At 66.6% G+C, this 25,166-nt stretch carries 25 protein-coding genes and 2 pseudogenes; 12 read left to right on the plus strand and 15 right to left on the minus strand.

Going from position 1 to position 25,166, the window contains the following annotated elements; all coding sequences use genetic code 11:
- Positions 1-13: 13 nt before the first annotated feature.
- From DXK21_RS09065 to DXK21_RS09090, 6 genes are all read right to left on the minus strand, one after another.
- The gene (locus tag DXK21_RS09065) at positions 14-1,135 is read right to left on the minus strand and encodes a P1 family peptidase (RefSeq protein ID WP_114817460.1); all 1,122 of its coding nucleotides are present in this window, start codon (positions 1,133-1,135) and stop codon (positions 14-16) included.
- Positions 1,132-2,748 (minus strand): ABC transporter ATP-binding protein, encoded by a 1,617-nt coding sequence (locus tag DXK21_RS09070; protein ID WP_114817461.1) that lies wholly within the window; start codon positions 2,746-2,748, stop codon positions 1,132-1,134. Before DXK21_RS09070 ends, DXK21_RS09065 begins: the two co-directional genes overlap by 4 nt.
- Positions 2,745-3,608 (minus strand): ABC transporter permease, encoded by an 864-nt coding sequence (locus DXK21_RS09075; RefSeq protein ID WP_114817462.1) that lies wholly within the window; start codon positions 3,606-3,608, stop codon positions 2,745-2,747. Before DXK21_RS09075 ends, DXK21_RS09070 begins: the two co-directional genes overlap by 4 nt.
- Positions 3,605-6,199 (minus strand): ABC transporter substrate-binding protein, encoded by a 2,595-nt coding sequence (locus DXK21_RS09080; RefSeq protein WP_245945166.1) that lies wholly within the window; start codon positions 6,197-6,199, stop codon positions 3,605-3,607. The genes DXK21_RS09075 and DXK21_RS09080 overlap by 4 nt, the downstream gene beginning before the upstream one ends.
- A gap of 96 nt (positions 6,200-6,295) precedes the next feature.
- Positions 6,296-8,491 (minus strand): TonB-dependent receptor, encoded by a 2,196-nt coding sequence (locus tag DXK21_RS09085; protein WP_114817463.1) that lies wholly within the window; start codon positions 8,489-8,491, stop codon positions 6,296-6,298.
- Positions 8,492-8,790: 299 nt separating this feature from the next.
- The gene (locus DXK21_RS09090) at positions 8,791-11,559 is read right to left on the minus strand and encodes a TonB-dependent receptor plug domain-containing protein (protein ID WP_114817464.1); all 2,769 of its coding nucleotides are present in this window, start codon (positions 11,557-11,559) and stop codon (positions 8,791-8,793) included.
- Between the two features lie 138 nt (positions 11,560-11,697).
- Between DXK21_RS09090 and DXK21_RS09095 the strand changes: the two genes are divergently transcribed.
- Positions 11,698-12,699, plus strand: a complete 1,002-nt coding sequence (locus tag DXK21_RS09095; protein ID WP_114817465.1) for a cyanophycinase — start codon at positions 11,698-11,700, stop codon at positions 12,697-12,699.
- 255 nt (positions 12,700-12,954) lie between these two features.
- On the opposite strand, the gene DXK21_RS16755 is transcribed toward DXK21_RS09095, so the two are convergent.
- Positions 12,955-14,100, minus strand: a complete 1,146-nt coding sequence (locus DXK21_RS16755) for a PD-(D/E)XK nuclease family protein (RefSeq protein ID WP_196066428.1) — start codon at positions 14,098-14,100, stop codon at positions 12,955-12,957.
- 46 nt (positions 14,101-14,146) lie between these two features.
- Here DXK21_RS16755 and DXK21_RS09110 point away from each other — a divergent pair, with 46 nt between their 5' ends.
- Positions 14,147-14,530: a hypothetical protein gene (locus DXK21_RS09110; protein ID WP_196066429.1), complete on the plus strand. Its 384-nt coding sequence runs from the start codon at positions 14,147-14,149 to the stop codon at positions 14,528-14,530.
- 53 nt (positions 14,531-14,583) lie between these two features.
- On the opposite strand, the gene DXK21_RS09115 is transcribed toward DXK21_RS09110, so the two are convergent.
- Both DXK21_RS09115 and DXK21_RS09120 read right to left on the minus strand, forming a co-directional pair.
- Complete coding sequence (locus DXK21_RS09115; protein ID WP_162790615.1) at positions 14,584-15,285, minus strand: Crp/Fnr family transcriptional regulator; 702 nt, start codon at positions 15,283-15,285, stop codon at positions 14,584-14,586.
- Positions 15,286-15,447: 162 nt separating this feature from the next.
- Positions 15,448-16,377 carry a YfdX family protein gene (locus DXK21_RS09120; protein ID WP_114817468.1) on the minus strand — a complete coding sequence of 310 codons (930 nt, stop codon included), beginning with the start codon at positions 16,375-16,377 and terminating at the stop codon, positions 15,448-15,450.
- A 183-nt stretch (positions 16,378-16,560) separates the two neighbouring features.
- On the opposite strand from DXK21_RS09120, the gene DXK21_RS09125 reads away from it, so the two are divergent.
- From DXK21_RS09125 to DXK21_RS16505, 6 genes are all read left to right on the plus strand, one after another.
- Complete coding sequence (locus DXK21_RS09125) at positions 16,561-17,223, plus strand: BON domain-containing protein (protein WP_114817469.1); 663 nt, start codon at positions 16,561-16,563, stop codon at positions 17,221-17,223.
- 73 nt (positions 17,224-17,296) lie between these two features.
- Positions 17,297-18,034: a sensor histidine kinase gene (locus DXK21_RS09130; RefSeq protein ID WP_114817470.1), complete on the plus strand. Its 738-nt coding sequence runs from the start codon at positions 17,297-17,299 to the stop codon at positions 18,032-18,034.
- Complete coding sequence (locus DXK21_RS09135) at positions 18,031-18,690, plus strand: hypothetical protein (protein ID WP_012520304.1); 660 nt, start codon at positions 18,031-18,033, stop codon at positions 18,688-18,690. The genes DXK21_RS09130 and DXK21_RS09135 overlap by 4 nt, the downstream gene beginning before the upstream one ends.
- A 30-nt stretch (positions 18,691-18,720) precedes the next feature.
- The gene (locus DXK21_RS09140; RefSeq protein WP_114817471.1) at positions 18,721-19,131 is read left to right on the plus strand and encodes an HdeD family acid-resistance protein; all 411 of its coding nucleotides are present in this window, start codon (positions 18,721-18,723) and stop codon (positions 19,129-19,131) included.
- Between the two features lie 432 nt (positions 19,132-19,563).
- A complete protein-coding gene (locus DXK21_RS09145; protein WP_114817472.1) occupies positions 19,564-20,820 on the plus strand; it encodes an alpha-D-glucose phosphate-specific phosphoglucomutase in 1,257 nt (418 codons plus the stop codon).
- A 5-nt stretch (positions 20,821-20,825) separates the two neighbouring features.
- A complete protein-coding gene (locus DXK21_RS16505) occupies positions 20,826-21,122 on the plus strand; it encodes a hypothetical protein (RefSeq protein WP_162790616.1) in 297 nt (98 codons plus the stop codon).
- Here DXK21_RS16505 and DXK21_RS17120 read toward each other — a convergent pair.
- The 6 genes and pseudogenes from DXK21_RS17120 to DXK21_RS09170 form a co-directional block, all read right to left on the minus strand.
- Complete coding sequence (locus DXK21_RS17120) at positions 21,060-21,380, minus strand: M48 family metalloprotease (protein ID WP_211306003.1); 321 nt, start codon at positions 21,378-21,380, stop codon at positions 21,060-21,062. The genes DXK21_RS16505 and DXK21_RS17120 overlap by 63 nt on opposite strands.
- Positions 21,278-21,490 carry a M48 family metalloprotease gene (locus tag DXK21_RS16765; protein ID WP_211305997.1) on the minus strand — a complete coding sequence of 71 codons (213 nt, stop codon included), beginning with the start codon at positions 21,488-21,490 and terminating at the stop codon, positions 21,278-21,280. Before DXK21_RS16765 ends, DXK21_RS17120 begins: the two co-directional genes overlap by 103 nt.
- Positions 21,491-21,722: 232 nt before the next feature.
- On the minus strand, positions 21,723-22,202 hold the full coding sequence (locus DXK21_RS09155; protein WP_114817473.1) for a phosphate-starvation-inducible PsiE family protein: 480 nt from the start codon (positions 22,200-22,202) through the stop codon (positions 21,723-21,725).
- 114 nt (positions 22,203-22,316) lie between these two features.
- Entirely contained in the window at positions 22,317-22,808 is a 492-nt protein-coding gene (locus DXK21_RS09160) for an Hsp20/alpha crystallin family protein (RefSeq protein ID WP_114817474.1), read from the minus strand.
- Positions 22,809-22,828: 20 nt separating this feature from the next.
- Positions 22,829-23,268, minus strand: a pseudogene (locus DXK21_RS09165) (Hsp20/alpha crystallin family protein).
- A gap of 14 nt (positions 23,269-23,282) precedes the next feature.
- Entirely contained in the window at positions 23,283-23,708 is a 426-nt protein-coding gene (locus DXK21_RS09170; RefSeq protein ID WP_114817475.1) for an Hsp20/alpha crystallin family protein, read from the minus strand.
- Between the two features lie 202 nt (positions 23,709-23,910).
- Between DXK21_RS09170 and DXK21_RS09175 the strand changes: the two genes are divergently transcribed.
- The 4 genes and pseudogenes from DXK21_RS09175 to DXK21_RS17035 form a co-directional block, all read left to right on the plus strand.
- Positions 23,911-24,339, plus strand: a complete 429-nt coding sequence (locus DXK21_RS09175) for a MarR family winged helix-turn-helix transcriptional regulator (RefSeq protein ID WP_114817476.1) — start codon at positions 23,911-23,913, stop codon at positions 24,337-24,339.
- A gap of 17 nt (positions 24,340-24,356) precedes the next feature.
- The gene (locus DXK21_RS16770; RefSeq protein ID WP_211305998.1) at positions 24,357-24,578 is read left to right on the plus strand and encodes an ATP-dependent metallopeptidase FtsH/Yme1/Tma family protein; all 222 of its coding nucleotides are present in this window, start codon (positions 24,357-24,359) and stop codon (positions 24,576-24,578) included.
- 201 nt (positions 24,579-24,779) lie between these two features.
- Positions 24,780-25,043 (plus strand): AAA family ATPase, encoded by a 264-nt coding sequence (locus DXK21_RS17030; RefSeq protein WP_211305999.1) that lies wholly within the window; start codon positions 24,780-24,782, stop codon positions 25,041-25,043.
- Positions 24,986-25,117 (plus strand): annotated as a pseudogene (locus DXK21_RS17035) (AAA family ATPase); the annotation flags it as partial. The gene DXK21_RS17030 and the pseudogene DXK21_RS17035, both read left to right, overlap by 58 nt.
- Between the last annotated feature and the right edge of the window lie 49 nt (positions 25,118-25,166).

The following is a 25,166-nucleotide window of genomic DNA, read 5'->3' on the forward strand; positions in this document are numbered from 1 at the left end:
TCGGGGCGGGCGCTTACAGCTCCCGCCAGGTCTGGCCGGTCTGACCTTCGTAGTTGCTGGCGTGATAGACGCCGCGCGCGATGGCGCGGGCCAGGACGTCGGCGGCGACATTGCCCAGTTGGGCGACGGCGATCTGGCGCATGGCGGGGTCTTCGATGACCTTCTTGCCGGTGGACAGGCAGAACAGGGTGTCGCCGTCGTAAGGAGCGTGGGCCGGGCGGATGGCGCGCGCCAGCCCGTCCTGTGCCATGATGGCGAGGCGCTGGCACTCGACCCGGCTCAGGGCGACATCGGTTGCGATGCAGGCCAGGGTGGTGTTCTCACGCGGTTGCGGGCGGAACTTGGCCGGGCCCCAGTCCTCGGCCGAGGCGTGCAGGCCCGATGAGCCCAGACCGCCGAACTCGTCGCCGATTTCATAGGGGGCGGCCCAGAAGCTCTTGCCGCCGGGCGCCACGACGGAGCCGACGCTGTTGACGGCCACGATGGCGCCGACCGTCCAGCCCGAGGCCATGACGGCCGAGGCCGAACCGATCCCGCCCTTCAGCGCGCCCGCCGAGGCGCCGTAGCCTGCGCCGGCCGTGCCCAGGTCGAAGCGATCGCCTGCGGCTTCAAGCGCCTCGACGGCGAGACGGCGATAGGGCGGGTCCATCTGCCACGTCTTGTTTCCGCCGTTGGCCAGATCATAGAGGCATGCGGCTGGCACGATGGGCGAAGGCGGCACGCCGGGCGCGCCCCCCATGCCGTAGCCGCGCCCGCGCATCCCCATCCAGGCGGCGACGCCGTCGCCCGCAGCCAGGCCGTAGACAGAGCCGCCGGACAGGGCGATGGCGTCCACCTCCTGCACCAGGTTTTCGGGCTTCAGCACGTCGGTCTCGCGCCCGGCGGGACCGCCGCCGCGCACGTCCACGGCGGCGACCGCAGGCTTTTCGGCCAGGATGACCGTGACGCCGGTGCGGACGCCGGCGTCATGGGCCTGACCGATCTTGATGCCCTCGACATCGGTGATCAGGTTCAGCGGCCCGGTGCGGCCGGCAGCACGGGCGGCGGTCTGGGCCGCGGGCTTGGCGCCGGCGGCGCCCGCTGCTGAGGCGGCGGCGCCGATCAGGGCCGAGCCGAGTACGGTTCTGCGGTTCATCCGGCGATTTCCTTTTCCAGAGCGCTATTGCGGACCAGATCCGGCGTCGCCGCCAGAAGTTTCTGCGTATAGGGATGCGACGGGGCTGCGAAGAGGGCTGTCGTGTCGCCCTGTTCCACGATCCGCCCGGACTGCATGACCAAGACCCGGTCCGTCACGGCGCGCACCACGGAAAGGTCGTGGCTCACAAACAGGTAGGACAGGCCCAGGCGGTTCGACAGATCGGCCAGCAGGTCGAGAATCTGCGCCCGGATCGATACGTCCAGCGCCGAAACAGGTTCGTCCAGACAGAGGATCGAAGGTTCGGTGATCAGGGCGCGGGCGATGGCGATGCGTTGGCGCTGACCGCCCGAGAACTCGTGCGGATAGCGCTCTGCGGCGCTGCTTTTCAGGCCTACGCGCTCCAGCATTTCATCGACACGACGGCGCGCATCGGCAGGGCTGGGTCTGACGTTCAGCAGATGGAAGTTTTCGGCCACCAGATCGCTGACCTTCCAGCGCGGGTCGAAGCTGCCGTAAGGGTCCTGGAACACCACCTGAATGTCGCGGCGGATGGATTTCAGCGCGGCGCCGCGGGCGGCGGTGATGTCGCGACCCTTGACCCGGACGCGGCCGCCTTGCGGCGCTTCGAGCGCCAGGATGGCGCGCAGCAGGGTGGATTTGCCGCAGCCGCTCTCGCCGACCAGGCCGACGCTCTCGCCGGGCTGGATCGACAGGCTGACCTGATCGACCGCCCGGAAGGGAACCGCCTTGCCGAACAGGGGGCGGGGGCGAGGGTATTCGCGCACAAGTCCCTCGACCTCGAGCACCGGCGCGGCGTCCAAATCCGGCTGATGGGTGCGCCTGGGAATGTGGATCGCATGGGCCAGCAGACGCTGCGAATAGGGATGGCTCAGGCCGCTGCGGATGCGGACGGCGGGCGCCTGTTCGACCAGTTCACCGTCCTTCATCACCGCCACGCGGGCGGCGGTGTCGGCCACGACGGCCAGGTCGTGCGCGATGAGGATCAGCCCCATGCCGTCCTCGCGCGCCAGACGTTTCAGCAGGTCGAGAATCCTAGCCTGGGCGATGACGTCCAGCGCCGAGGTGGCCTCGTCCGCGATCAGCAGCTTGGGCGTCAGGGCGATGGCGATGGCGATGGCCACGCGCTGCCTCTGGCCGCCCGACAGTTCGTGCGGGAAGCGGCCCAGCGGGAAGCGGTCGGCGGGAAGGCCGACCCGGTCCAGAACGGCGCGGGCGACGGCCAGGGCTTGCTTGCGGGAGGCGCCCTTGTGCAGGCGCACTGTCTCCGCGACCTGATCGCCGATGGTCATGACGGGGTTCAGGGCCGTCATCGGCTCCTGAAAGATGACGCCGACGTCGCGGCCCCGCACCTGACACAGGGCGGCGTCGGAGGCGTTCGAGATCAACTGACCATTCAGACGGATCTCGCCGCTGATCGTGGCGCGAGGCGGCGTCAGGCCGAGGATCGCCAGGGCGGTCATCGACTTGCCCGAGCCGCTTTCGCCGACCAGGCCGAGGATTTCGCCGGGGGCGACGGACAGGCTGACGGCCTTGAGGATCGGCGTCGCCCCGATCGACAGGCTCAGGTCGCGGATGTCGAGGACGCTCACGCCCGACGCTCCCGAACGCGCGGGTCGAGCCGGTCGCGCAGGCCGTCGCCGGTCAGGCTGAGGCCCAGCACGGTGATGAAGATGGCCAGACCCGGCATGACGGCCAGCCATGGGGCGAAGCCGATCATGGTCTGGGCCTCGGCCAGCATCCGGCCCCAGCTGGGCATGGGCGGCTGGGCGCCGAGCCCGACATAGGACAGCCCGGCCTCGGCCACGATGCCGACGGCGAACTGAATCGCCGCCTGCACGACCAGAAGGCTCATCAGATTGGGCAGGATGTGCTGGATCGAGATCAGGGCTTTCGACTTGCCCGCCGTCCGCGCCGCCAGCACGTACTCGCGGGTCCACAGGCCCATGGCCGCGCCGCGGGCCACGCGGGTGAAGACAGGAATGTTGAACAGGCCGATGGCGATGACGGCGTTGATCGCGCCTGGGCCGAAGACGGCGGTGATCATCACCGCCAGCAGCAGGGCCGGGAAGGCGAAGATCAGGTCGTTGCCGCGCATCACCAGGTCGTCGACCCAGCCGCCGCGCGCCGCCGCGGTCAGACCCAGAGGCACGCCGATCCCCGCGCCGATGCCGACGGCGACCAGGGCCACGGCCAGGGAGTTCTGCGCCCCGACCATGATCATCGACAGGACGTCGCGGCCGAAATGGTCCGTGCCGAACGGGTGGATGACGGAAGGGGTGGTCAGCTTGGCGGCGATATTCTGCGCCTCGACGTCATAGGGCGTCCAGACGAAGGCGATCAGGGCGGTCAGCACCACCACGGCGGTCAACACGCCGCCGACGACCAGCGACAGCGGCCAGCGCGCGGGGGCCTTGGCGGCGGCTGCGAGAGGAGCGGGGGCGTCGGTCATGCGCGGCGTCCCCTCAGGCGCGGATCAGCGAACAGATAGGCCAGGTCGATCAGGAAGCTGACCAGAACCACGGCGAAGACCAGCACCACCACCACGCCCTGCACCACGATCAGGTCGCGCTGGGTGATGGCCTGGAAGACCAGACGGCCCAAGCCGGGCAGGGAGAAGACGTTTTCGATGATGATGCCGCCCGCCAGAAGGAAGGGGAACTGCAGGCCCAGGATGGTTAGGACCGGAATCCAGGCGTTCCTCAGGGCGTGGCGCCACAGGGCCTGATTGACGCTCAGTCCCTTGGCGCGGGCGGTGCGGACATAGTCCTCGTTCATGGTGTCCAGCAGGGCGGTGCGCAGCACGCGCGCCAGGATGGCCGCCTGGGGCGCGGCCAGGGCCACGGCGGGCAGGATCAGGGCCTTGAAGGCGGGCCAGAAGCCTTGGTCCCAGCCGGGGAAGCCGCCCGCCGAGAACCAGCCCAGGTTCACCGAGAACAGCAGGATCAGCAGCATGGCGATCCAGAAGTTGGGCAGGGCGACGCCCACCTGCGTCACGCCGATCAGGCCGGTGTCCACCGCTGTCCCGCGACGGCTGGCGGCCATGACGCCGATGGGCAGGGCGACGGCCAGCGACAGGACAGTGGCCATGAGAGCGAGGGGGGCGGACACGGCCAGACGTTCGGCGATCAGGCCGCCGACCGGCACCTGATAGGTGTAGCTGGTCCCGAACTGGCCGGTCAGCAGGTCGCCCAGCCAGGCGAGGTAGCGTTCAATGCCCGACCCCTCCAGCCCCATCTGCTGACGCAGGGCGTTGATGGCCTCCGGGCTGGCGTTCAGTCCCATCATGTAGGCGGCCGGATCGCCGGGCACGACTTGCAGCAGCAGGAAGATGACGACGGTCGCCGCCGCCAAGGTCAGGGCATGGCCGCCCAACTTCTTCAGCAGCCAGACCGCGCCGAAGCGCCAGCCGACGAAGGCCAGCAGGCCGACGCCTGCGATCAGGCTGATCCAGCCCCAGGGCAGACCGCCGCCAGTCCGCTCGGCGGTCGCGGCGCCGGCCGCGCCCGCGCCGGTCCAGTAGGCGCCGGTGACGTCGTTGGCGGCGATGGGGCCGTTGATCCACAGGCCGTTCACGTCCGCCTTCCACACGCCGATGCGCGAGGACTGGAACAGGAAGCCGTTGACCGCGTCGTCGGCGATGCGGCGTTGCAAATCGCCCAGCAGGCGGTTGCGCGTCGCCTCGTCCGGGGCGGCGTTCACCTGGGCCAGCAGGGCGTCGAAGGCGGGGCTGTCGTAGCCGAAGTAGTAGTCCTTGCGTCCATAGATGTCGTAGTCCATCGGCTCGACGTGCTCGACGATGGTCAGGTCGAACTGGCGGCGTTTGAACACCTGATCCAGCCACTGGGCCCATTCGAGGTTTTCGATCTTCACCCGAATGCCCGCCTGCGCCAGCTGCGAGGCCAGCACCTCGCCGCTGCGTCGCGCATAGGGACGGGGCGGCAGGCGCAAGGTCACGTCGATGCCGTCGGGATAGCCTGCCTCAGCCAACAAGGCGCGCGCCCTGGCCGGGTCGTGCGGATAGGCGCCGGTCAGATCGACATAGCCCGGCGCTTGTCGCGAATAGTGGCTGCCGATCGGCTGGCCGAAGCCGAACATGGTCCCCTGGATCAGGGCGTCGCGGTCGATGGCGTAGGACAGGGCGCGGCGCACACGCGCATCGTTGAACGGGGCCTTGGTGTTGTTGATGCCCAGGATGACCTTGCCCTCGGAGGCGCCGACCACGACGCGGAAGCGCGGGTCGCGCTGGAACTGGGCCACGTTTTCCGGCGCGGGATAGTTGGGGAAGGCGTCCACGTCGCCGGCGCTGACGGCGGCGAAGGCGGCGGTCGGGTCGCTGATGAAGCGGAAGACGACCGTGTTCAGGCGGGGCGCGGGACCCCAGTAGCCGGACCAGCGGGTCAGGGTCAGCTGGCTTCCGCGCCGCCAGCTTTCAAGGCGGAAGGGGCCGGTGCCGACCGGCGTGACGGCGTTGGTGGCCGCGCTGCTCGGCGAAACCATCACCGCGTCGCCCCAGGCCAGAACATAGGGCAGGGTCGCCATCGGGCGGGACAGGCGGATTCGCAGGGTCGCCGGATCGACGACCTCGACGCTCCGAATCGGTGCGAACAGGGCCTTCTGGGCGTTGGTCGAACCCTCGGCGGTGATGCGGTCCAGCGAGAACTTGGCGGTCGAGGCGTCGAACGGCGCGCCGTCCGAGAACGTCACGCCACGCCGCAGATGGAAGGTCCAGCTGAGGCCGTCGGGCCCGGCCTCCCATGACTCGGCCAACGCCGGGGCCACGACCCCCGTCTGGGTCAGCTTGGTCAGGCCCTCGAAGACATTGGCGTACACCACCTCGTCCACCGCCGCCGCCGCACCCGAGGTCGGGTCGAGGTTCGGCGGCTCCAGCGGCAGTCCCAGCACCAGGCGGTCGTGGGCGGGCTGGCCCTGGGCGGCGGTCGCCACGGCCAGCGGCGCAAGGAGGGTCAGGACGACCAGCAGCACCGCGGCCAGCCGCGCCCGCAGCCGGTCTCGTGCCAGACGCCAGTCACCTGAGTTCACGCGGTCTCGCCTTCCGTTGGCCTATCGGCATCCCCCATATCGCATCTGCATCGGGGCGTGCGTCACAAAACGCCCCAAGGCCGCCCGGACAAGCCCTCAGTATTGCAGGCTCAGGCGGGCGCCGATGGTTCGCGGGCGGCCCGGCTGGGCGATGCTCGCGCTGGGCATGAAGAAGTTGCGCGTCAGGTCGTATTCCTGATCGAACAGGTTGCGCGCCCAGAAGGTGACGGACCAGTTGGCGTTTTCCGGCCCGACCGTCACGCTGGCGTTGGCCAGCCAGTAATCCGGCACGTCGTACTTAGCGCCGAGCCAGGACGGATATTCGTCGCGATAGGAGTAGTTGGCTTCGGCGGAGACGGCGAAACCGCTTACGGTCCAGTCGTAGCTGATCGAACCGCTGTAGCTGATAGCTGGGAAGGGAATATCGTCGCCGGACTTGTCGATGTAGGCTGTCTCGCCGGGACATTTACCGATGTCGAGGTCAATGAAGTCGGTGTACTCACCCTTCTTGTAGCTGGCGGTCTGGGAAATCCGCAGACCGGCGACGGGACGGAAGACCCCCTCCAGTTCGGCGCCATAGATCTTGGAATCTGCGTTGGTGAAGCGGCCGACTGGGCTGTTTGCACCGCAGACCGCCGACAGCACCTGCTGGCCATTGTAGTCGTAGTAGTAGGCCGCGCCGTTGATCTGGACTGCGCGCGACGGATCGGCCTTGAAGCCGACTTCATAGGCCCAGAGAATTTCGGGGTCGAAGGGCTCGATGCCGCTGCGGTCGCCGGTGTTGTAGGTGGTGAAGCCGCCCGACTTGGCGCCCCGGCTGACCGAACCGTAGATCAGCAGATTGTCGATCGGCTTGAACTCCAGCGCGGCCTTGCCGGTCAGAGGCGTCATCCTGGTGTCGACCGTCGTCGGGGGCAGGGCGGTGGCGCCGCCGAAGGCCGCGCCGAAGCCCTGAAGTTCGCGCGTCTCCTCCTCATAGCGTAGGCCCAGAATGGCCTTTAACTTGTCGGCGAAGGCGTATTCCGCCTGGCCGAACAGGCTCCAGGACTCGACAGATTGATCATAGGTGACCTGACCGTAGGTGCCGAGCAGATCGGTGAAGTCCGAGTAGTAGCGCTCGTTCAGCTCCTGTTTGGAATAGTAGAAGCCGGCGACCCAGGTCAGGGGGCTGTCGTTGTCCGAGGCCAGGCGCAGTTCCTGCGAGATCACGTCCACGTCGCTGCCGAAGAAGGTGTCAGCTTCGACCGAGGCGCTGGAATCCCAGTCGCCGTATTCGCTGCGATCCAGGGTCTCGTAGCTGGTGATGCTGGTCAGGTTCATGCCCTTGAGCGCTAGGTTGGCGTTCAGCGACGTGCCCCAGGAGGAGTTGTCGCGGCCGGGCTTGGCGTTCGGGTCGCGGCCGATGGAGGCGGCGAAGCGGGGCGAGATGCCCCAGCCGGTCTTGGAATGATCCTTGTCGGCGGGAATGACATAGCTGGGGTTGCGGATCGCGCCCGTTTTGAAGTCGCTGAGCAGGTAGAGGCCCTGGTTCTCGGACTTGTCGATGCCGCCGTGGACGTCCAGCAGGAAGGACAGGGTCTCGCTGGGATCCCAGGCCAGCAGGGCGCGGGCGCCGCTGCGGTCGGCGTCGCCCAGGCTCTCGCCGGTGTCGCGGTGGCGCTGCCAGGCGCCGCCCTGTTCGGTCGAAACCGCCAGACGACCGCGTACGGTCGCGGCGAGGGGGCCGGAGACATGGCCCTCGGCGCGGAACTGATCCTGGCTGCCCCATTCTGTCGTCAGACCGGCGGACAGGTCCTCGGTCGGGCGCCGGGTGACGAGGCTGATGGCCCCGCCGGTGGTGTTGCGGCCGTAGAGGGTGCCCTGCGGCCCGCGCAGGACCTCGACCCGGTCGATGTCGAAGATCAGGCCCTGGGTCATGACCGGGACCGGATAGGCGACCTCGTTCACATAGACGCCGACGGTGGGGGAGTTGTTCGAGGCGTAGTCCTGGAAGCCGACGCCGCGCAGGCGGAACTGGGCAGCGCCGCCGCCGAAGGCCGGCTCGACCTCAAGGTTGGGCGTGGCGTTCTGAAGCTGATTGACGTTGGTGACGCCCTGCTGCGTCAGGCTCTCGCCGCTGAGGACGCTGAGGGCGATGCCGACGTCCTGGGCCGCCTGTTCGCGCCTCTGGGCGGTGACGATGACCTCGTCGATCGTCGTGGCCCGTTCAGGCGACGCCTGCTGGGCCGTGGCGATGGTGGAACACAGGGCCGCGAGCGCGCCCACGGATACGCTGACCAAAAGACGATTCATCGCCCCATCCCTCCCAATAAGGCTGCACGCACCATTCTGAAGGGTGCGTTGCAACTGCGAACGGAGCACGGGCTCCCGAGCGCGGGGGCTATGTATCCTCGGGCTTAGATGGGTGTGCAATGCAGCATTTGTGCTGAAGCTCTCGGCGCATCCCTGGGTGTCATCCAATTGTCACGCAAGGGGCGCCGGCGATAGCCGTCGCCAAGCTTCGGCCTCGACCGGCCCGGAAGCCCGTTGGACCGACGCGGGGCAAGCTCCTCCAGCTCTGCGGGCAGGGCTGGAGGAGAGGCCAGTGTGTTCTAGAGCCCGGCGCCGCCGAACTTGTAGGTCAGCTGGAAGTAGTAGCTGCGGCCGACCGAGTCGAACCACGAGATGTCGTAGTAGGGGTAGGCGCTGTAGGTCGGGTCCTTGACCGGGCCCTCGTCGAACAGGTTGTTGACCGTCATCGACAGGCGCACGTGGTCCGTCAGGTCGTATTGGGCCGAGGCGTTGAACATCCAGCTGTCGCTGATGTAGGCGTCCTCGTCATAGTTCGGCAGTTTGCCGAGATACTGGCCCTGGATCGTCGCCGTCAGCTTGTCCAACGCCCAGCTGACGCTGGCCGTGCCCTTGTCGCGCGGGATGTAGTAGCCGCTGTCGAAGGCCAGCTTGTCGATGGTGGGATCGCCCGGATACTGCTGGAAGTCGTGGTTATCGACCCAGGTGTAGGCGGCGGACAGGTTGAAGCGGCCGAAGGTCTCGGTCGGGATGCGCCAACGGGCGGCGACATCGACGCCCGACGTGGTTTCCTTGGCGATGTTGATCGGGTTGATGAAGACGCCCAGCAGTTCGCCCGCCGGATTGCGCTCGACCCGGGCGACGGCGTCCAGACAGGTCGGCGAGTTGGGATCGACCGTCGAGCCGCCCGCCGTTTGGCCGATGCGGCAGTCGGCCTCGTCGCGTAGGATGGCGTCGATGCTCATGTCGCGGACCTGATTGGTCAGCTCGACCTTGAAGTAGTCGATTGACAGGTCGAAGTTGCGGATCGGCTGCCAGACCAGACCAGCGTTGAAGGATTTGCTGGTTTCGGGGTTCAGATCGCGATTGCCGTTGCGGTGAGCGACGATGCTCTCGCCCGAATAGGAGCAGTCGCCGATATCCTCTTCCGGCTCCTCGGTGCGGCAGCGATAGTAGTCGTCGCCCGACGGGTGGGTGTTGCCCGGCCCCGAGAAGACATAGTGCAGGTCCGGCGCACGGAAGCCGGTGCCATAGGCACCGCGGAACATCAGGGTCTCGATCGGGCGATATTCCAGACCCAGGTTGTAGGTGAACTTGCCGAAGCCCTTGTCGGCAAACTCGTAGTGATCATAGCGACCGGCGGTGCTGAACTCGAGGTTGCTCAGCAGGGGCGCACGAAGCTCATAGCCGACGCCCCAGTGGTCGCGGTCGCCCTTGCCGTCTGAATCGATCAGGCCGACGTAATAGGGGATAAGGGCCAGAGGATCGGGGTTGAGCTCATAGCCCTGGTTGCCGGCCTCGATGACGGCGGCGAAGCCCACCGGCCCCGCCGGCAGCTGGAACAGGTCGCTGGTGCTGAGGCTGGCCGACAGGCTGTCGGTGCGCGAGCGCGGCTCATAGACCGCATGCTGGGCGATTTGGTCGTATTCGGCCGGCGTCAGGGGTTGATATAGACGATCGGCGTCTTCTCCGACCGCGAAGATCGGATAGAATTCTGGCCCTGGACCCACCCCAATCTGCTCGCCCAGGAAGAACTTGTTGGCCGCGCTGGCGATGATCTGGGGGAAGCGGACCTTCGAGCGGTATTCGGCGTGGTTGAAGGCCACCTCATAGGCCCATTTGTCGCCGTCCCCGAACACGCCCTTGATCCCCGGGGTGATGTTGAACGAGGTCGAACGGTTGTGGGTGAAGCCCCTGGCCAGGCCGCCCATTTCCTCAGGCGAGAACTGACGCTGCCAGCCCTCGATCAGGCCGGTGTCGGCGTTGACGAAGAGGCCGTCCTCGCTGCCGTTCTCGTCCTGATAGGTCCAAGTCTGGACGTCGCGGAACAGCTTCAGATTGCTGTGGCTGAACTGCAGGTCGAGGAAGAGCTCGGCTCGGTCGTTCAGGGCGTAGCCGATGGCCGAATAGGCGTTCACGCCCTGGCGCTCGCTCAGGATGGTGCCGTAGCCGATCGATTCGTCGCTGCCGCAGAAATTCCCGTAGCGCGGGCGGTTGGCGTAGTAGGTGGTGCCGCCGTTGAGCGAGGACAGAGCGGCGCAGGCAGCGTCGCCCGGATCGAGGTAGTCGTCGACGTCGTCGAACCGCAGGAAGGCGCGACGGGCCGTGGTGTTGACCGGGCTGTCCTTGGTCGAATCCTGTATCTCGCGGTCATAGGCCCACAGGGGTTCCTGGTTCAGCAGCTCGACGCCGACCACGCCGTGAAAGGCTCCGCGATCCCAGCCGGTGGTGATGGTCAGGCGCTGCGACTCGCCGCCGCCGTCCTCGGTGAAGCCGGAGCGGAAGTCGAAGCGCGTGCCGTCCGCCGACTTCTTGAGCACGAAGTTGACGACCCCGGCGATGGCGTCAGACCCATAGATGGCCGAGGCGCTGCCGCTGAGGACCTCGACCCGCTCGATCAGGCCGACCGGGATGTTCGACACGTCGGTGAAGTTGCTCTGGCCCTGGAAAGGCAGGGGGAAGTCGGCGATGCGGCGACCGTTGACCAGCACCAGGGTGTGGTTGGGGCCGAGCCCGCGCAGATCGACTTGCTGGGCGCCGGGGGTGAAAGAGGCGCCGGACGAGGACTGCTGGCTCTGAGTCTCCCCGCCGTTCTGAGTGACCGCACGCAGCAGGTCCGGCACGCTTTGATAGCCGTTGCGCAGGATGTCTTCGGAGGTGATCGTCGTCACCGGCGCCGGGCCCTCGGTGTCGATCTGACGCGGAATGCGCGAACCCAGGACGATGACTTCATCGACCCGTGTCGCGGTCTCTTCGGCTGACTGCGGCGACGCGGTCTGGGCGGCGGCGGACAGCGCGATGAGGCTGCTGCCGGCCGTCAGAACGCCGATGATGGATTTGACGTGTTTCATGGTGATCCCCCTGTCCCTCTTTTGATCACCATGGGGCCGATTTCGCTGTTTTAGAAGGGTAAAAATCACCGTTCGTATCGCGTCGATCAGCGAAATGTGCGCCTATGTCGGCGAAGATAACGGAACAGGGAATGTTTCATGCGACAGGCGATCCTAGCGCTGCTTTTCGGGCTTGCGGCGGTTGCGGGGGCGACGGCCTCCAGGGCGGCGGAAACGCCTGACGGCTACACCTATTTCTCGGTCGGCGACGTCTCGGCGCCGAGGTCGGGGGGAACGGAACCCGCCATGATGCTGATGGGCGGCGGCGACTGGGATTACGACGCCTTCCGCTGGTTCCTGGGCAAGGCCGGCAATGGCCATATCGTCATCCTGCGCGCCTCGGGCGACGGCGAGGCCGGCGAAGAGATCTATCGCGACATCGGCGGGGCCGCCTCGGTCCAGACCCTATTGTTCGACGATCGCAAGGCGGCGCAGGACCCGCGCGTCCTGGCTATCCTGGAGCAGGCTGACGGGATCTTTCTGGCCGGAGGCGATCAGGCGAAATACGTCCGCTTCTGGAAGGACACTCCGATCGAGACGGCGCTGAACGCCCATGTCGCGCGCGGTCGCCCGATCGGCGGCACCAGCGCGGGCCTGGCTATTCTGGGCGGCGCCGGATACGGGGCTATGGACGACGGCAGCGTCGACTCCGAGGCCGCGCTGAAGGACCCCATGGGCCCCGAAGTCACGATGGTGCGCGACTTCCTGGCCATGCCCTATCTGGCCCATGTAGTGACCGACACCCATTTCAGCGCCCGCGACCGCCTCGGTCGACTGATCGCCTTCGTGGCCCAGACGCGGGCCACGGATGATCCTGCCGCCGTCGGCCTGGGCGTGGACGAAGACGGCGCCCTGTGCGTTGAAGCCGACGGGATCGGTCGTTTCCACACCGCCAGCAGCGGCTATGTCTGGCTGGTCCAACCCGAGGGCGCGCCGCAGGCCGTGCTCGGCCAGCCGCTCGACTATGCCGCCGTGCGCGTCACCACGATGGGCGTCGACGGCGAGATCGACCTGAAGACCATGACCATCACGCGCTCGGCCTTTTCCGGCACGGCGTCGGTGCAGGCCGGTCACCTGCTGGACGCGCCGACGGGACAGTAAGCGGATACGAGAGGGCGACCTTAACAGGTCGCCTGACCGCTCGACGATGTCCCGCTGAGGGGAGGCTTCTATCTGGTAAGTAAGTGGCGGTGCTGCCAGTCTAATGCGAACTTGTCTCCACAATAACTGCGCCTGGAAGGCGCGCGTCGGGCGCCCATAGGTCGCGCCATGGGACTGCTTCCTCCGGTAAAGAAATTCGCCGAAGTGGCGGTATCTATCGAGAAGGGGCTTCGTCGATCAGATCAAGGAGTGACTTCAAACGCTCTCGCAGCGCCGGCACGTGAACGCCCGACAAGGCTGACCTTCGTCCTGAGAGGGCCAAAACGGTTTCGAAGACGGCATCCGAGGCGCGGATGAGGGACACGAGGTTTTCTCCGCTCGGACCGTTGCGGCCCTCGAACCAGTTGCGGACCGCGCGTTCATTGGCGCGCGTGATCCGTCCGACCTCTTTCCGTGCCGAGGGCGTCGCCCCCCAAGGGCTTCTTCATAGCGCCACAGATCGCTTCCGGTCGGCGCGAGCAGGGCGATATCGCCGGGCTGACAAACCCGGTTGGCGCCGGAGCGGCGATCGAGGATCATCTCGCTGCCGATCAGGCGGGCGCACATCTCAGCGACGGCTTCGGCCTCGGCGTCACGTTGCTGCTCGGCGCTCGCCTTGCCGTTCTCGTCGGCAACGGCGACGTCTAGCGCGGCCACGCACGGAGTCTCGCCCCGTTCGGCATGGAACGGGTCGAGCGCGGTGAAGCCCGGCTGACCGTCGCTCGACAAGAGCGTTTCGAAGCGGTCGTTAACATAGGTCAGGATCGGCGCGCAGGAGCGGAAGTTGGTGGAGATCGACAGGACGCTGTCGGCGTCCTGGGCGATGAAGGCGTCGCGCGCCCGGACATAGGTGAGCGCACGGCTGGTCAGGAGGCGGGCGTCGTCCAGCGTCCGGCGCCAGATCATTGCCGGCGGAACGGCGCGTTCGCTCTCCCAGACGCCGGCGACCTCGCGCGCGGCCTCCTCAACGCTGGCGGCGATCTGCGCCTCGTCGGCCTTGACCAACCCGCCGGCGGCCTCGAGCTTCTGGAGCGCCACATCGAGCGTCATATGGACGAGGTCGCCCATGCCAAGGGCGTCGAGAACGAGCGGATCGGTGCCGCTCTCGGACATCCGCAGCCGCATCGCGTAGCGCCAGACGAAGCCGAGCGGGCTGCGCAGGAGCAGGCGGAGCGAGCTCGCCGACTGGGTCCGGTCGAGAATGGCCAGCAAGAGCGGGTGGTCGGCGCGCACCAGGCCGTCGTGGGGCGTGATCTCCTTGTGGTGCCAGTTGCGCCAGCAGGTTGTGGCGGCGGCAGCCTGTGGCTCGCCGGCAAACTCCTGCGGGCGGGCCATCAGCCGGTCGGTTTCGCTGGGCGCCATTGCCGATGCAGGCTCTCTCGTCACTCTCGAGGCGCCCGGCGACGACTTGGCCCCCGACGTCTTCACCGCGCAATGGCGACTCGCGCTCGAGGCCCTACAGCGTCGCCAGACGCTCTACGCCCCCTTTCGGCGCAGCCTTGGAGCCGCCGGCAAGACTGCGATCTTGGTGATTGATACGGCCGCGCCAGCCGCGCTAGCCTTCGCTGCCATCGCCGCGGCGCGGCGGCGAAGTCCGGCCCCACTGGTGCTTATCGCCCGCCGAGCCTTCGATGAAGACCTGCAAGCCCTCAGCATCGAGGCCGACGAGTTGATCGTGCTGCAGCCGTTGCCGAGGACCGCCGAGCTCGACGTTGGGACGGAATCCCAGATCAGCGATCGCGAGGCCATCGGATTGCTGACCGCCAATCGACAGGGGGGACCGCTCCACTAGCGACGTGGGCTGGAGGCGCGATCCGCGACCGGGATCAGCCCCCAATGGCCTGGTCAGCGTTGCTGGATTCCTGCGTCACCAGGCATGGGCGGCGTCGCAGGCCCCAAGTTTCTTGGCTTGCTTTCCTGTTTTCTGGCGGGGGGGGGGCATCCGCCAATCCAGAGCCGGCGGCCGTGACGCGCCAGTTCCCCGCGCTCGCAAAGTTGGACCGCGGCGCGGCACAGGGTCTCGGGCGCGACGCCGAGATAGTTGGCGAGATTAACCTGGCTGAAGGGCAGGCAGATCCCGCTTCGGCCACCGCTGGTGATGCGCTCGCCCATCCGCGCGATGAATGCGCGAAGCTTTTCGGCCGCCGACGGTTGCCCGCGCCCGACCTCGACGCGCTCACGGTAGTGCTTCGTGCATGCCTCGAAGAGTTCCAGTAGCGCGACCGGATCGGTTCGACCGATCCGCAGGAGCCCGGCGACGGGGATCACCGTCAGTTGCAGGTCGGTGCAAGCTTCTGCGGTGCAGTCTCGCTCTTGCAGGTTCGCCCCGAAGTAATCGCCTGGGCCCACGAACGCGAAAATCCGGCGCAGCCCGTCTTCACCATCGAGCAGAAGCCGCACCCAGCCCTTGTCGACGCGGTAGACGAACTCGGCAGGATCGCCCTCATGGTAGAGGCTTTGCCCCGGCCGCCGCTGAATCCGCCAGAGGCGAAGCTGCTGAACAAAGGCCCCAACTTGATCGTCGTTTACGAGAGCAAGCTTAGACATGTCCCTCACGCCTTCCATGTTTGCCTCTTGAAAGGTTAACACAGGCTGCGCGACGAGTCCTTGACGACGGTCAACATCCGAACCGGCTCGCGCTCCCGCTATCGCGTCCGGCCCGCCGTCGGCGCCGACGGCGGGCCGGCTAGTCGCGTAGGCGGCGCCGCCTCAGGCTTCAGCGCTCTTGCGCTCGGCCTTCAGGTCACCGATCGCCTTCGAAATCCGCTCCTGCAACTGCTCCAGCCCGGCCTTGATGTCCGAGCCGCCCTTGGCCTGGCGCTCGACTTCACGAATCTCGGCCAGAAGCGCCTTACGGACGTCGCGACCGGCGTAGCCGAGCGCCTCGGTACGTTCGAGCGCGGCCCGCGCCGCCTCGACATGCCCAAGCTTCTTCTGGGCGTCCGTATCCGCCTTGGCGGCTTCCACGGCCGTTTCCGCCGCCAGCAGCGGCAGCGGTATGGCGACATCCGTCATGGCAAGGGTGCTTCGGGCGCGATCCAGAGCCTCGGCCGCCCCAGTCAAGTCACCGCGCTCCACCAGCCCGGCCGCAGAGGCGAGCGCCGCGGGGTAGGTGGCGAGGGGCAGATAGTAAGTGCGCACGCGAATCTCGCTGCGCATGCCATCCAGGGCCACCCGCGCCTTCGGGAAGTCGTCGGTGAGCACCGCAAGCTCGACCGCGCGGCGAAGCTTGCGCACCTGGCCCAGGTCGGCTGGCGCCACGTCGATGATCTGTACCTCCGTCGCCGCCGGAATGAGCGCGGCCGCTGGATTTCGGCCGACAAGTATATCCGCCTTGCCGGCGGCCTCCTCAAGGGCCCGGATCGCTCCCGCCTTGTCCTTGGCGGCGATCCGGCTCTGCGCCTCGTCGGTCTTGGCCAGCACCGCGACGGCCTCGGCGTCCAGCGCCTGCTGGGCGCCGGCCTCCGCCTGCGCACGCTCAGGCTCATAGCGGTTGGCAGGAGACGGGGTCTGGCTGGCCACGGGGCCGGCCTGCGGCGACGGAGTCGGCGCGGCCTCTCGCCAGGGTTTCCAAATGAACAGGGCCACGATCACGACCACGGCAATCGCGAGCAGTATCCAGACGCGCTTCGATCGCATGCTTGCTTCTCCTTCAAGCGGCCGTCAGGCGATCGCCGCTGCGACCTCTGCGCGCCGTGGACCGGAGAATGGCGGAGCCTGCGCGGCCGGTCTTGATGGTCGTCAAGATGCCCCTGGCGGGGGGTGGGACTGTCCTGACGTCGGCCCCCCCCGCCGGCGCTAAAGCATAGGAGAACCCTGACCATGGCCCTTTTCAGAACCGACACCGACATCAAGCGCGACGTCGAGAACGAGATCCGCTGGGATCCCTCGATCGAGGACGACAGCCACATCGCCGTGGCGGTCAACGACGGGGTGGTCACCCTCACGGGCTACACCAAGAAGTACATGGATTCCTATTACGCCGAGCGGGCCGCCAAACGTGTCCAGGGCGTCAAGGGCATCGCGAACGAGCTGGAGATCAAGTACGACACCGGCAGCGAGCGGCCCGACCCCGACATCGCCGAGGAGGCGGTCAAGGCGCTCAAGCGGGACCTCCCGCTGACGCACGAGAAGCTTAAGGTCATCGCCAAAGATGGCCGTCTCACCCTCGAAGGTGAGGTGGAGTGGAACTACCAAAAGGAGACCGCCGAGCGGGCCGTCCGCACCATCCGGGGCGTGAAGTCCATCAGCAACCTGATCACCGTGAAACCGAAGGTTACCCCGTCGGACCTGAAGAAGAAGATCGAGGACGCCTTCGTGCGCAGCGCCCAGCTCGACGCCAACAAGGTCACGGTCGAAGTCGACGGCAGCCGCGTCATCCTGCGCGGGTCCGTCCGCTCCTGGGCGGAACGGCAGGAGGCGGAACGCTCCGCCTGGTCCGCCCCCGGCGTCACCAGCGTCGACAACCGCATCGTCATCGCCTGACCGTCGGCGCCGGTCCGCGCCTGTTGCGGTCGGCCGACGACCGCAACAGGCGCGCAGACCGGGGAGGGAAGCCATGAACGTCGAGCAGCTGCAAGGGATCGCCCACGATGTGCGCAACGACCTGATGATCATCCAGGCTGCGACAAGGTCCCTGCGCCGCGCCTGGTCGAACCGCGAGGCGGACGAAGCCCAAGCGTCAGCCTTTACGCCCGGGCTATTGTTCGGCGCCCTCGATCTTGCCGTTTCCCACTCGGCCGCGCTTCTCGCCGGCTGGTCGGATTCCTTGCATCCGAACGGCGGCCCCCATCTCAGCGGTGGCGTCGCCGATCTGCCGCGCGCCCTCTATGCGGCAGGGGCGGCCTTCCAGCCCTGCCTGGCGGCAGGTCAGCGTCTGGACTGCGAGGTGTTCGGTCGCTTCTCGCCGCTCGGCGCGGGCTCTGCAGAGCTGGTGGCCGTATTGATCAATCTCCTCAAGAACGCCAAGGAGGCGCTCGACGAGCGGCCAGGGCGCATCGTCATCCGCGCCCGTGCGCTCCGGCAGCCAGCCCAGCCCGTCAGGAGCTGTGTGCGAATTGTGGTGGCGGACACCGGCCCGGGAATCCGTCCGGACGACCTGGCCAGGGCTACGAGCTTCGGTTTCTCGACGAAGGGTCAAGGGCGCGGCCTTGGCCTGTGGCGCGCCCGCAAGTTTGCGGAGGCCGCGGGCGGACGCCTGCGGCTTCGCTCAAGGCCCGGACGCGGGACGGCGGCCGTTCTCATCCTGCCGCTCGACGATGTGGCGCCTGGAGCGCCGATGGAGGACTACCCATGAGCCAGCCCGACGCCCCGCCGATCGAGGTCGCGCGCGTGCGCGAAGTCGTCGGCATCGCCGACTCTCGAGACGCCTTCGATCGCATCGTCGAGGCTCTGCTCCTGGCCGGCGTGGATCGCGCGCGCATCTCGTTGATGGGTAGCCGAGAGGCGATCCTGGACAAGCTGCACCACTACTATGTCGAGCCCACCGCGCTAGCGGAAGTCGACCAGTTGCCCAGGCGTGACCTGGTCACTCGCGACGATGCGGCCGCTCTGAACGTGCTGGTCTTTGGCACCTTGCTCGCGGTCGCCACGCTGGGCGCAGGCGCCATCGTGGTGGCCTCCGGCGGCGCTGCGGCGGCGGCGCTGAGCGCGGCCGTCGGTGGCGGCGTGCTGGCGACGACGCTCGCCAGATCCATCCGCCGCCGCGTTCTCGGCGAAGCCGATCCCGACATGCTCGAGCACGACCTGGCGATGGGCGGTTTGGCGATCTTCGTGCGCGTCGATGACGGGCAGGAGGAGGCCAGGGCGCTGGCCATACTTCGCGAGCATGCGCGCAATGTCCACGTCCACGAGGTCGACCTCGCCAAGACCCTGCTGGACATCCCGCTGGGGCGGATTCGCCCCGACCCGTGGTTGGATGATCGGCCTCTGGCCGCCCCACCCAACAGCTGAGCTGTAAAGACCGACACGGAGGACCCCGACATGACTATGAAGAACGCCACGGCGACGACCGTCGGAGCGAGCCGCCCCCGCCGCTTCGGCGTGAGGTTCTGGCTTTCCCTCGACGCCGTGCTCTGGATATTGCTGGGCGTACTGGCCATTGTGGCGCCGCTGATCGCCGGCCTGGCCACGGTTGCTCTGTTCGCTGTCTTGTTGATCGCCGCCGGCGTTGTCGGCCTCGTCGGGCTTTTTCGGAGCGGGCGCCGCGGCGCCTGGGGCTGGCGGCTGGTGTCGACAATCGCGGCGTTCGTTGCCGGCGTGCTGCTCCTGCTCGATCTCTTTCTCGGCGCCTGGACGATTACGCTGTTGGTGGCGGCCTACCTCATCGCCTCCGGGGTCACGGCCGCCGTCGCAGCGTTCCGGAGGGGATCATGCTTCACAACGTCTCCATAGTTCCCACAGCCGCCGGATGGCTGGTTCATTCCGACCTTCTGGCTGGACCGCTCGTCTTTCGCTCCGGCGCGAAAGCGCAGGACGCGGCCTGCCGTGTCGGACGCGCGATCGCGGACAACGGCGGCTGGGCGGAAATACAGCTGATGTCGCATGATTGCCGGCAAGCGAGCCGCTTCCTGTGTCCGCCGCTGGCGCCTGATGCTGGCGCTGGCGGGGTCGAGCCGTAGGGCTCCGGTCAAGGGGCGGACACCCAAATCGCTGTGCTCCGCGCCGCCGATGGACGGCTCTCCACGGGAAGCGCCGTCGGGCCAGCCCCAGAAGCCTAGAATGCGCGACGGCGCTGGCAGACGTTCCGTTCGCGGCGAGCGAGGTCTTCTCGGACGTCGTTCACGCGGCCCGATGTGTCGTGTGTTTTTCCGAAGGAGGCTCGAAATGGCGGATGCTGGGGTCAAATCCGTCCCAACGCGCCCCTACGACGATCAGAGGCCCGGAACCTCGGGATTGCGCAAGCCGGTCTCGACGTTCCAGCAGCGCCATTATCTTGAGAATTACGTACAATCGATCTTCGACTCCGGAGCCCTCTCGCGAGCCGCCCCTCTCGTGATCGGCGGCGACGGCCGCTATCACAGCGGCCCAGCACTCCAGACGGTCGCCAAGATGGCCGCCGCGAACGACTTCCCAGTGCTGTTGGTGGGCCAAGGCGGCCTTCTTTCCACGCCTGCAGCCTCTTGCGTCATCCGCAAGCGCGCCGCGGCGGGCGCAATCCTGCTGACGGCCAGCCACAACCGAGGGGGGGCCGGGGGTGACTTTGGGGGCAAGGTGAACCTGGCCAATGGCGGACCAGCGCCCAACCCCATAATGCAGGCCATATTCGCGGCGTCACAGCGCATTCGCAGTTACAGGACCCTGGATCAATCCGACCTGAACCTCGAACGGATTGGGTTGACCACGCTCGGGCATACAAGGGTTGAGATTTTCGATCCCGTGGCCGACTACGCGGCGCTGATGGAATCATTGTTTGATTTCGACCGGCTCTCCCGACTGCTGTCCGGTGACAGGTTCCGGCTGCGCTATGACGCAATGCACGCCATTACAGGGCCCTACGCTCAGGAAATCCTTGTGCGGCGGCTGGGCGCGCCCTGCGGATCCGTGGTCAACGGCCTGCCAAGACCCGACTTCGGCGGTCTGCAGCCCGACCCTAACCCGACACACGCGCGCGCCCTGCTGGAGGCCATGTTCCGAAGCGACGCGCCCGATTTCGGGGCCGCTTCCGACGGCGACGGCGACCGGCACATGATCCTCGGTCGCGGTGTCTTCGTTACGCCGAGCGACGGCCTTGCGGTGATGGCGGCCAATGCGACGGCCGTACCGGCTTACGCACGTGGAATCGCGGGCATCGCACGGTCGATGCCGACGAGCCGGGCTGTGGATCATGTCGCCCGCGCCCTCGGCGTGCCCTGCTATGTTACCCCCACCGGCTGGAAGTACTTCGTCGCCCTGCTTGACCGGGGTCTGATCAACCTGTGCGGCGAAGAGAGCTTCGGCGCGGGCTCCAGTCACATCCGGGAGAAGGATGGTCTGTGGGCGGTGTCCCCGCGTGATAGACCATGTCATCATCATCGGCCCCGAGTGAAACGCCGGACGAGGTGCTGGCCCGCTTCGATCGCGCCGGCGGTCCTGTCGACCTGACGGACGTGGCTGAAGCGCTGCGAGCCGGTGCAGCCGAAGGTGAGCCAGAGCTATGGAAGGCAGATCGGCTGGCGGCCGAAATTCGGCCGTTTCCCGGCAACCCCAGCCCTTGGGGCGGCTATTTTGGACCGCGCTTCAGCGCCACCTATGAGAATGGCGAGGTCGTGGACAGCCCGCCTCTGGCGGCTGTGGACACCCGGTTGCTGGTCTCACCGCCGATGCCGAACATGTTGAGCTTCTTAAAAAGCTCCGTCTTCTCGGCCCGGCTCGCCTTGAGGTTCTCGCCGAAAATATTGCGATAGACGCTGGCAAGATCGGCTCGGCCGCTCGATTGGATAGCCGACAAGGGCGGGGATCGGGCTCGTGCGCCCCGTGACCAAGTCCTGGAGACGGCGGATTCGGCTTTCGGTCGGGGGATGCATCCTGAGCTCCGGAATGCGGCGGCCGGGGAGAAGGATCATGATCCACAGGTCGCGGTTGGCGATATGCCCGATCTCATGCGCCAGAACCCCGGCGAGTTCTCGCCGTCGAGCTGGTCGAGCAGCCCGTGGGTGACGCAGATGGCGCTGTCCTCGGGCCTGCCCAGGCCGAAGGCGTTCGGCAGCCGGCTCGGCACGCGATAAAGCGCCGGTGCGCGCTGCAGCCCGGACCTGCGGGCGAGTTCGGCCAAGGCCGCGACGAGACCGGGGGCATCACGACCGGTGAGCCGCTGCGCCTGATAGGTCGAGAGGAGCAGCCGGAGTGGCAGCGGGGCGCAAACAGGAGACCCCCGCCCATCGCGAGCGCCATGAGGAGACCATTTTCGGGTCCGGCGATCGCTGTCACCGCGATCCAGGCGATGAGCCCGAGCAGCAGCGCCGATTGCACGAAATTGAGCAGGCGGTGGCTGGCGGAGGTATTGGTCAGCGCGTCTCGTGGCCTCCGAGTTCGCGTCGGTCCTGATCGCGCACCAGCCAGTGGACAGCGCCGAGCGCAAGCGCCGCGCCCGCGAGTGCTGCAATCTTGGATGATTCCGTCTCGCTGAGGTCCAGGATGATGAATTTGCGCGCGATGGCGAGGAGCGCGATCAGCACGATCGTGCGGACTTGGAGGATCCCCAAGCTGCGCTCGGTCGCAACAAGAAGGGAGCGCTTGAACTCGAGCGCGATCACCACGGTGAAGATCATGCCGAACACCACTTGGAAAGTGGCGTAGTCGAGCGTGTCGAATGCCCCCAGAAGCAAGCGGTTCACGACTTCGAGCATCAGCGCCCAGACCGACGCCACGATGATCGCCGCAATGATGACGCTGAGGACGAAGATGACAACTTGCTCGAACTTCTCGTAGAGCGTCATCGCCGACCATTGTTCACGGGTCAGCCCGGATCGTTGCGAGTCTTTCATGATTGCCTCTCGAAAGCCGCCCCGGAGAGACAGGCTCCCCGGGGCTTTGCCAGACGGTGCGATATCGCACGGAGCGGAGGGGACGCCGCAAACCGGCGACCCCCATGTGGCAAATCAGCCGTTCTTGACCTCGATGCGCTTGACCTTGGCCTGCGCCTCGGGAGTCTGGGGCAGCTTGATCGTCAGAACCCCGTTCTTGAACGATGCTTGCGCCTTTTCGCCATCCACACCGGGGGGGAGCGGAATTGTCCGGTAGATCGCGCCGTAGCTGCGCTCGGAGAGATAGTATCCCTTCTTCTCCTCTTGGCGCTCGATCTTCTTCTCCCCCTTCACAGTCAACATGTCATCGTTGACCGTCACCTCGAGGTCCTTCATCTCCATGCCGGGCAGCTCGATCGACACTTCGATCGCCTTGTCGGTCTCAACCATGTCAGATTTGGCTTCGCCGCTGCCCCAGGGCCATTCGAACTGACCGACCCGGTTCCAGAAGTTCTCGAACACATGGTTCATTTCGCGCTGGAGCGTCGCGATCGGGTTGTCTTCGCTGCTCTTGGCGTCTGGCGCGCCGTCCTTGCGCGCCCAGGGGATCAGGTCCTTGATCTGCATGATGGTGTCTCCTTCGATTTTCAGGCGCCTTTGACGGCGATCCTTTTTGGGTGCGCTTCAGGGGCTCGGGGGAGCGTCAAAGTGAGGACGCCTCCGCGCATCTCGGCCTCGATCCTGTCGGGGTCGAAATCCTCGGAAAGCGTGAAGCCCTCTCGAAATCACCCTCGCCATATTCGGCATAGGCAAGTTCCAGGTTTTCTGGCCGCATCGGCTCAACCTTGCCGCGAATCGTCAGCACGCGGTTTTCGAGTGTGATTTCGACCGCATCGGCGGCGACCCCAGGCATTTCGAGCATCATGGAGACACCCTGATCGGTCTCGACAATATCGGTCAGCGGGCGGTAGATGCCGCCGCCGCCGCCGCCGCCGCCGCCGCCGCCGCCGCCGCCGCCGCCGCCGCCGGCGGTCTCGGGCGCGTCGGTCGGCGTCTTTTCGGTGGCTTGCGTGATGTCGGTGCTCATCGTTCCAGCTCCTATCAGGCTGCCTTGATCTCGATTTTCTTTGGCTTTTCTGCCTCGGGACGGGAGATGGCGATCCGCAATACGCCTTTCGTCATCTTCGCCTCCACCTTGTCATCCGAAGCCGTGAATGACAGGCGGATAGCGCGGGAAAACTTGCCATAACCGCGTTCGTTGCGGTGCCAGCGCGCACCTTCGGGAACCTCGGGCAGCTTGCGTTCGCCCGACAGCGTCAGGACGTTGTCCTTGGCCGAAATTTCAATGTCGCCCGGTTCGATGCCGGGAAGTTCAGCGGTGACGGCAACGGCCTCGGAGCCTTGCCACACATTCACCGCCGGGAACGCCGCGCGGGACGGGGGCCAGAAGCCGCGGTCGAGATCGCGCATCATGGAGGGCATCAGCGCGAAGGGATCGCTGCGGCACAGATATGTCGGATAGAGCATTGCTGGCCTCCTGTTGCTGATCGATGCCCCCGAACCGGCGGCATGGTCCGACCGGGCAACGGTGCCGGCTGGATGTCGGTTCGGAGACCGCCCATCAAGATAGGCGGATCCATTTATTATGCAAGCATATATGATGCTTGCATTGCACTTTGGGTGGACCGCAGTCTATCCTGTTTCTCATGCAGACGGAGGAAAGATACCCTTGATCACTTCTGATCTCGCCCTGATCGGGACGACGATCCACCGGGTAGCGCAGCTCATCCAGCAGCGGATCGACAACGAGATCGGCGACAGCGGCCTGACCCGCCTGTCCTGGATGGCGGTGGCACATGTCGAGGATTCGCCCGGGCTGACCATCGGCGATCTGGCCGGGCGGCTGGAGGTGGGCCGGGCCACTGCGGGCCAGCTCGTCGATCGCATGGTACAGGGCGGTTGGGCAGAGCGGTGGGCGTCACCCGACGACCGACGGTCGCAGATCGTCACGGCAACGCCGAAGGCCAGGGCAATGCTGGAGGAACTCGCGCCGCGGCAATCGGCGCTCGAACATGAAATCCTGCAGGATTTGTCGGCGGACGAAAGGCGCATCCTGCTGGCGCTGCTCGAGCGGATCAAGTCGCGGCTTGGGTGCTAGGGAAAGGGGAAAGCGGTATGGAAAAGAAGACCGAATACAACATCTGGTACTGGGTGGTGGCTTTCATAGCCGTGCTTTTCATCCAGAACCTGATCGCTGGCTGGCAATCCGTCGCTCCCATCAGCTACAGCCAATTCGAAACCTATCTCGAGGACGGCAGGGTCGCGTCGGACGCGGTCGGGTCAGACACCATCACCGGCGCCTTCGCCGAACCGGTCGACGGCAAGAAGCAGTCGTGACGACCGTAGTGAATCCCGCAATCCTCTCGATCGGATAGACCGGTCAGGTATCGAGATCACTGGCGTTCCGCAAAACACTTTTCTCGGCACGCTGATTTCCTGGGTGGCGCCAGCGCTTGTCTTCTTCGGAATCTGGATGCTGCTGTTCCGCAAGTTCGCCGACAAGCAGGGTTTTGGCGGCTTCATATCCCCAAAGGCATATTGCTCGTCGGGCCGCCGGGAACCGGCAAGACGCTTCTGGCGCGCGCGGTGGCAGGCGAGGCCGGCGTGACCTTCTTTTCGATCTCGGGATCAGAGTTCGTCGAGATGTTCGTGGGCGTCGGTGCCGCACGGGTGCGCGACCTGTTCGAGCAGGCCCGGAAATCGGCCCCGGCAATCATCTTCATCGACGAACTCGACGCTCTTGGATGGCGCGCTCCTCCGGCCAGATCGCCGGTGGCCATGATGAGCGTGAGCAGACGCTGAACCAGCTTCTGACCGAGCTCGACGGCTTCGACCCTTCAGTGGGCATCGTGCTCCTGGCCGCCACCAACCGACCCGAGATTCTCGACCCCGCGCTGCTGCGTGCGGGACGCTTCGACCGTCAGG

It is taken from the genome of Brevundimonas bullata, assembly GCF_003350205.1.
GTDB classification, from domain to species: domain Bacteria; phylum Pseudomonadota; class Alphaproteobacteria; order Caulobacterales; family Caulobacteraceae; genus Brevundimonas; species Brevundimonas bullata.

Coding starts and splice junctions, on each gene's coding strand:
- DXK21_RS09065 (WP_114817460.1), bottom strand. CDS start 1,135: ATGAACCGCAGAACCGTACTCGGCTCGGCCCTGATCGGCGCCGCCGCC.
- DXK21_RS09075 (WP_114817462.1), bottom strand. CDS start 3,608: ATGACCGACGCCCCCGCTCCTCTCGCAGCCGCCGCCAAGGCCCCCGCG.
- DXK21_RS09085 (WP_114817463.1), bottom strand. CDS start 8,491: ATGAATCGTCTTTTGGTCAGCGTATCCGTGGGCGCGCTCGCGGCCCTG.
- DXK21_RS09090 (WP_114817464.1), bottom strand. CDS start 11,559: ATGAAACACGTCAAATCCATCATCGGCGTTCTGACGGCCGGCAGCAGC.
- DXK21_RS09095 (WP_114817465.1), top strand. CDS start 11,698: ATGCGACAGGCGATCCTAGCGCTGCTTTTCGGGCTTGCGGCGGTTGCG.
- DXK21_RS16755 (WP_196066428.1), bottom strand. CDS start 14,100: ATGGCGCCCAGCGAAACCGACCGGCTGATGGCCCGCCCGCAGGAGTTT.
- DXK21_RS09115 (WP_162790615.1), bottom strand. CDS start 15,285: ATGTCTAAGCTTGCTCTCGTAAACGACGATCAAGTTGGGGCCTTTGTT.
- DXK21_RS09120 (WP_114817468.1), bottom strand. CDS start 16,377: ATGCGATCGAAGCGCGTCTGGATACTGCTCGCGATTGCCGTGGTCGTG.
- DXK21_RS09125 (WP_114817469.1), top strand. CDS start 16,561: ATGGCCCTTTTCAGAACCGACACCGACATCAAGCGCGACGTCGAGAAC.
- DXK21_RS09130 (WP_114817470.1), top strand. CDS start 17,297: ATGAACGTCGAGCAGCTGCAAGGGATCGCCCACGATGTGCGCAACGAC.
- DXK21_RS09135 (WP_012520304.1), top strand. CDS start 18,031: ATGAGCCAGCCCGACGCCCCGCCGATCGAGGTCGCGCGCGTGCGCGAA.
- DXK21_RS09140 (WP_114817471.1), top strand. CDS start 18,721: ATGACTATGAAGAACGCCACGGCGACGACCGTCGGAGCGAGCCGCCCC.
- DXK21_RS09145 (WP_114817472.1), top strand. CDS start 19,564: ATGGCGGATGCTGGGGTCAAATCCGTCCCAACGCGCCCCTACGACGAT.
- DXK21_RS09155 (WP_114817473.1), bottom strand. CDS start 22,202: ATGAAAGACTCGCAACGATCCGGGCTGACCCGTGAACAATGGTCGGCG.
- DXK21_RS09160 (WP_114817474.1), bottom strand. CDS start 22,808: ATGCAGATCAAGGACCTGATCCCCTGGGCGCGCAAGGACGGCGCGCCA.
- DXK21_RS09170 (WP_114817475.1), bottom strand. CDS start 23,708: ATGCTCTATCCGACATATCTGTGCCGCAGCGATCCCTTCGCGCTGATG.
- DXK21_RS16770 (WP_211305998.1), top strand. CDS start 24,357: ATGGAAAAGAAGACCGAATACAACATCTGGTACTGGGTGGTGGCTTTC.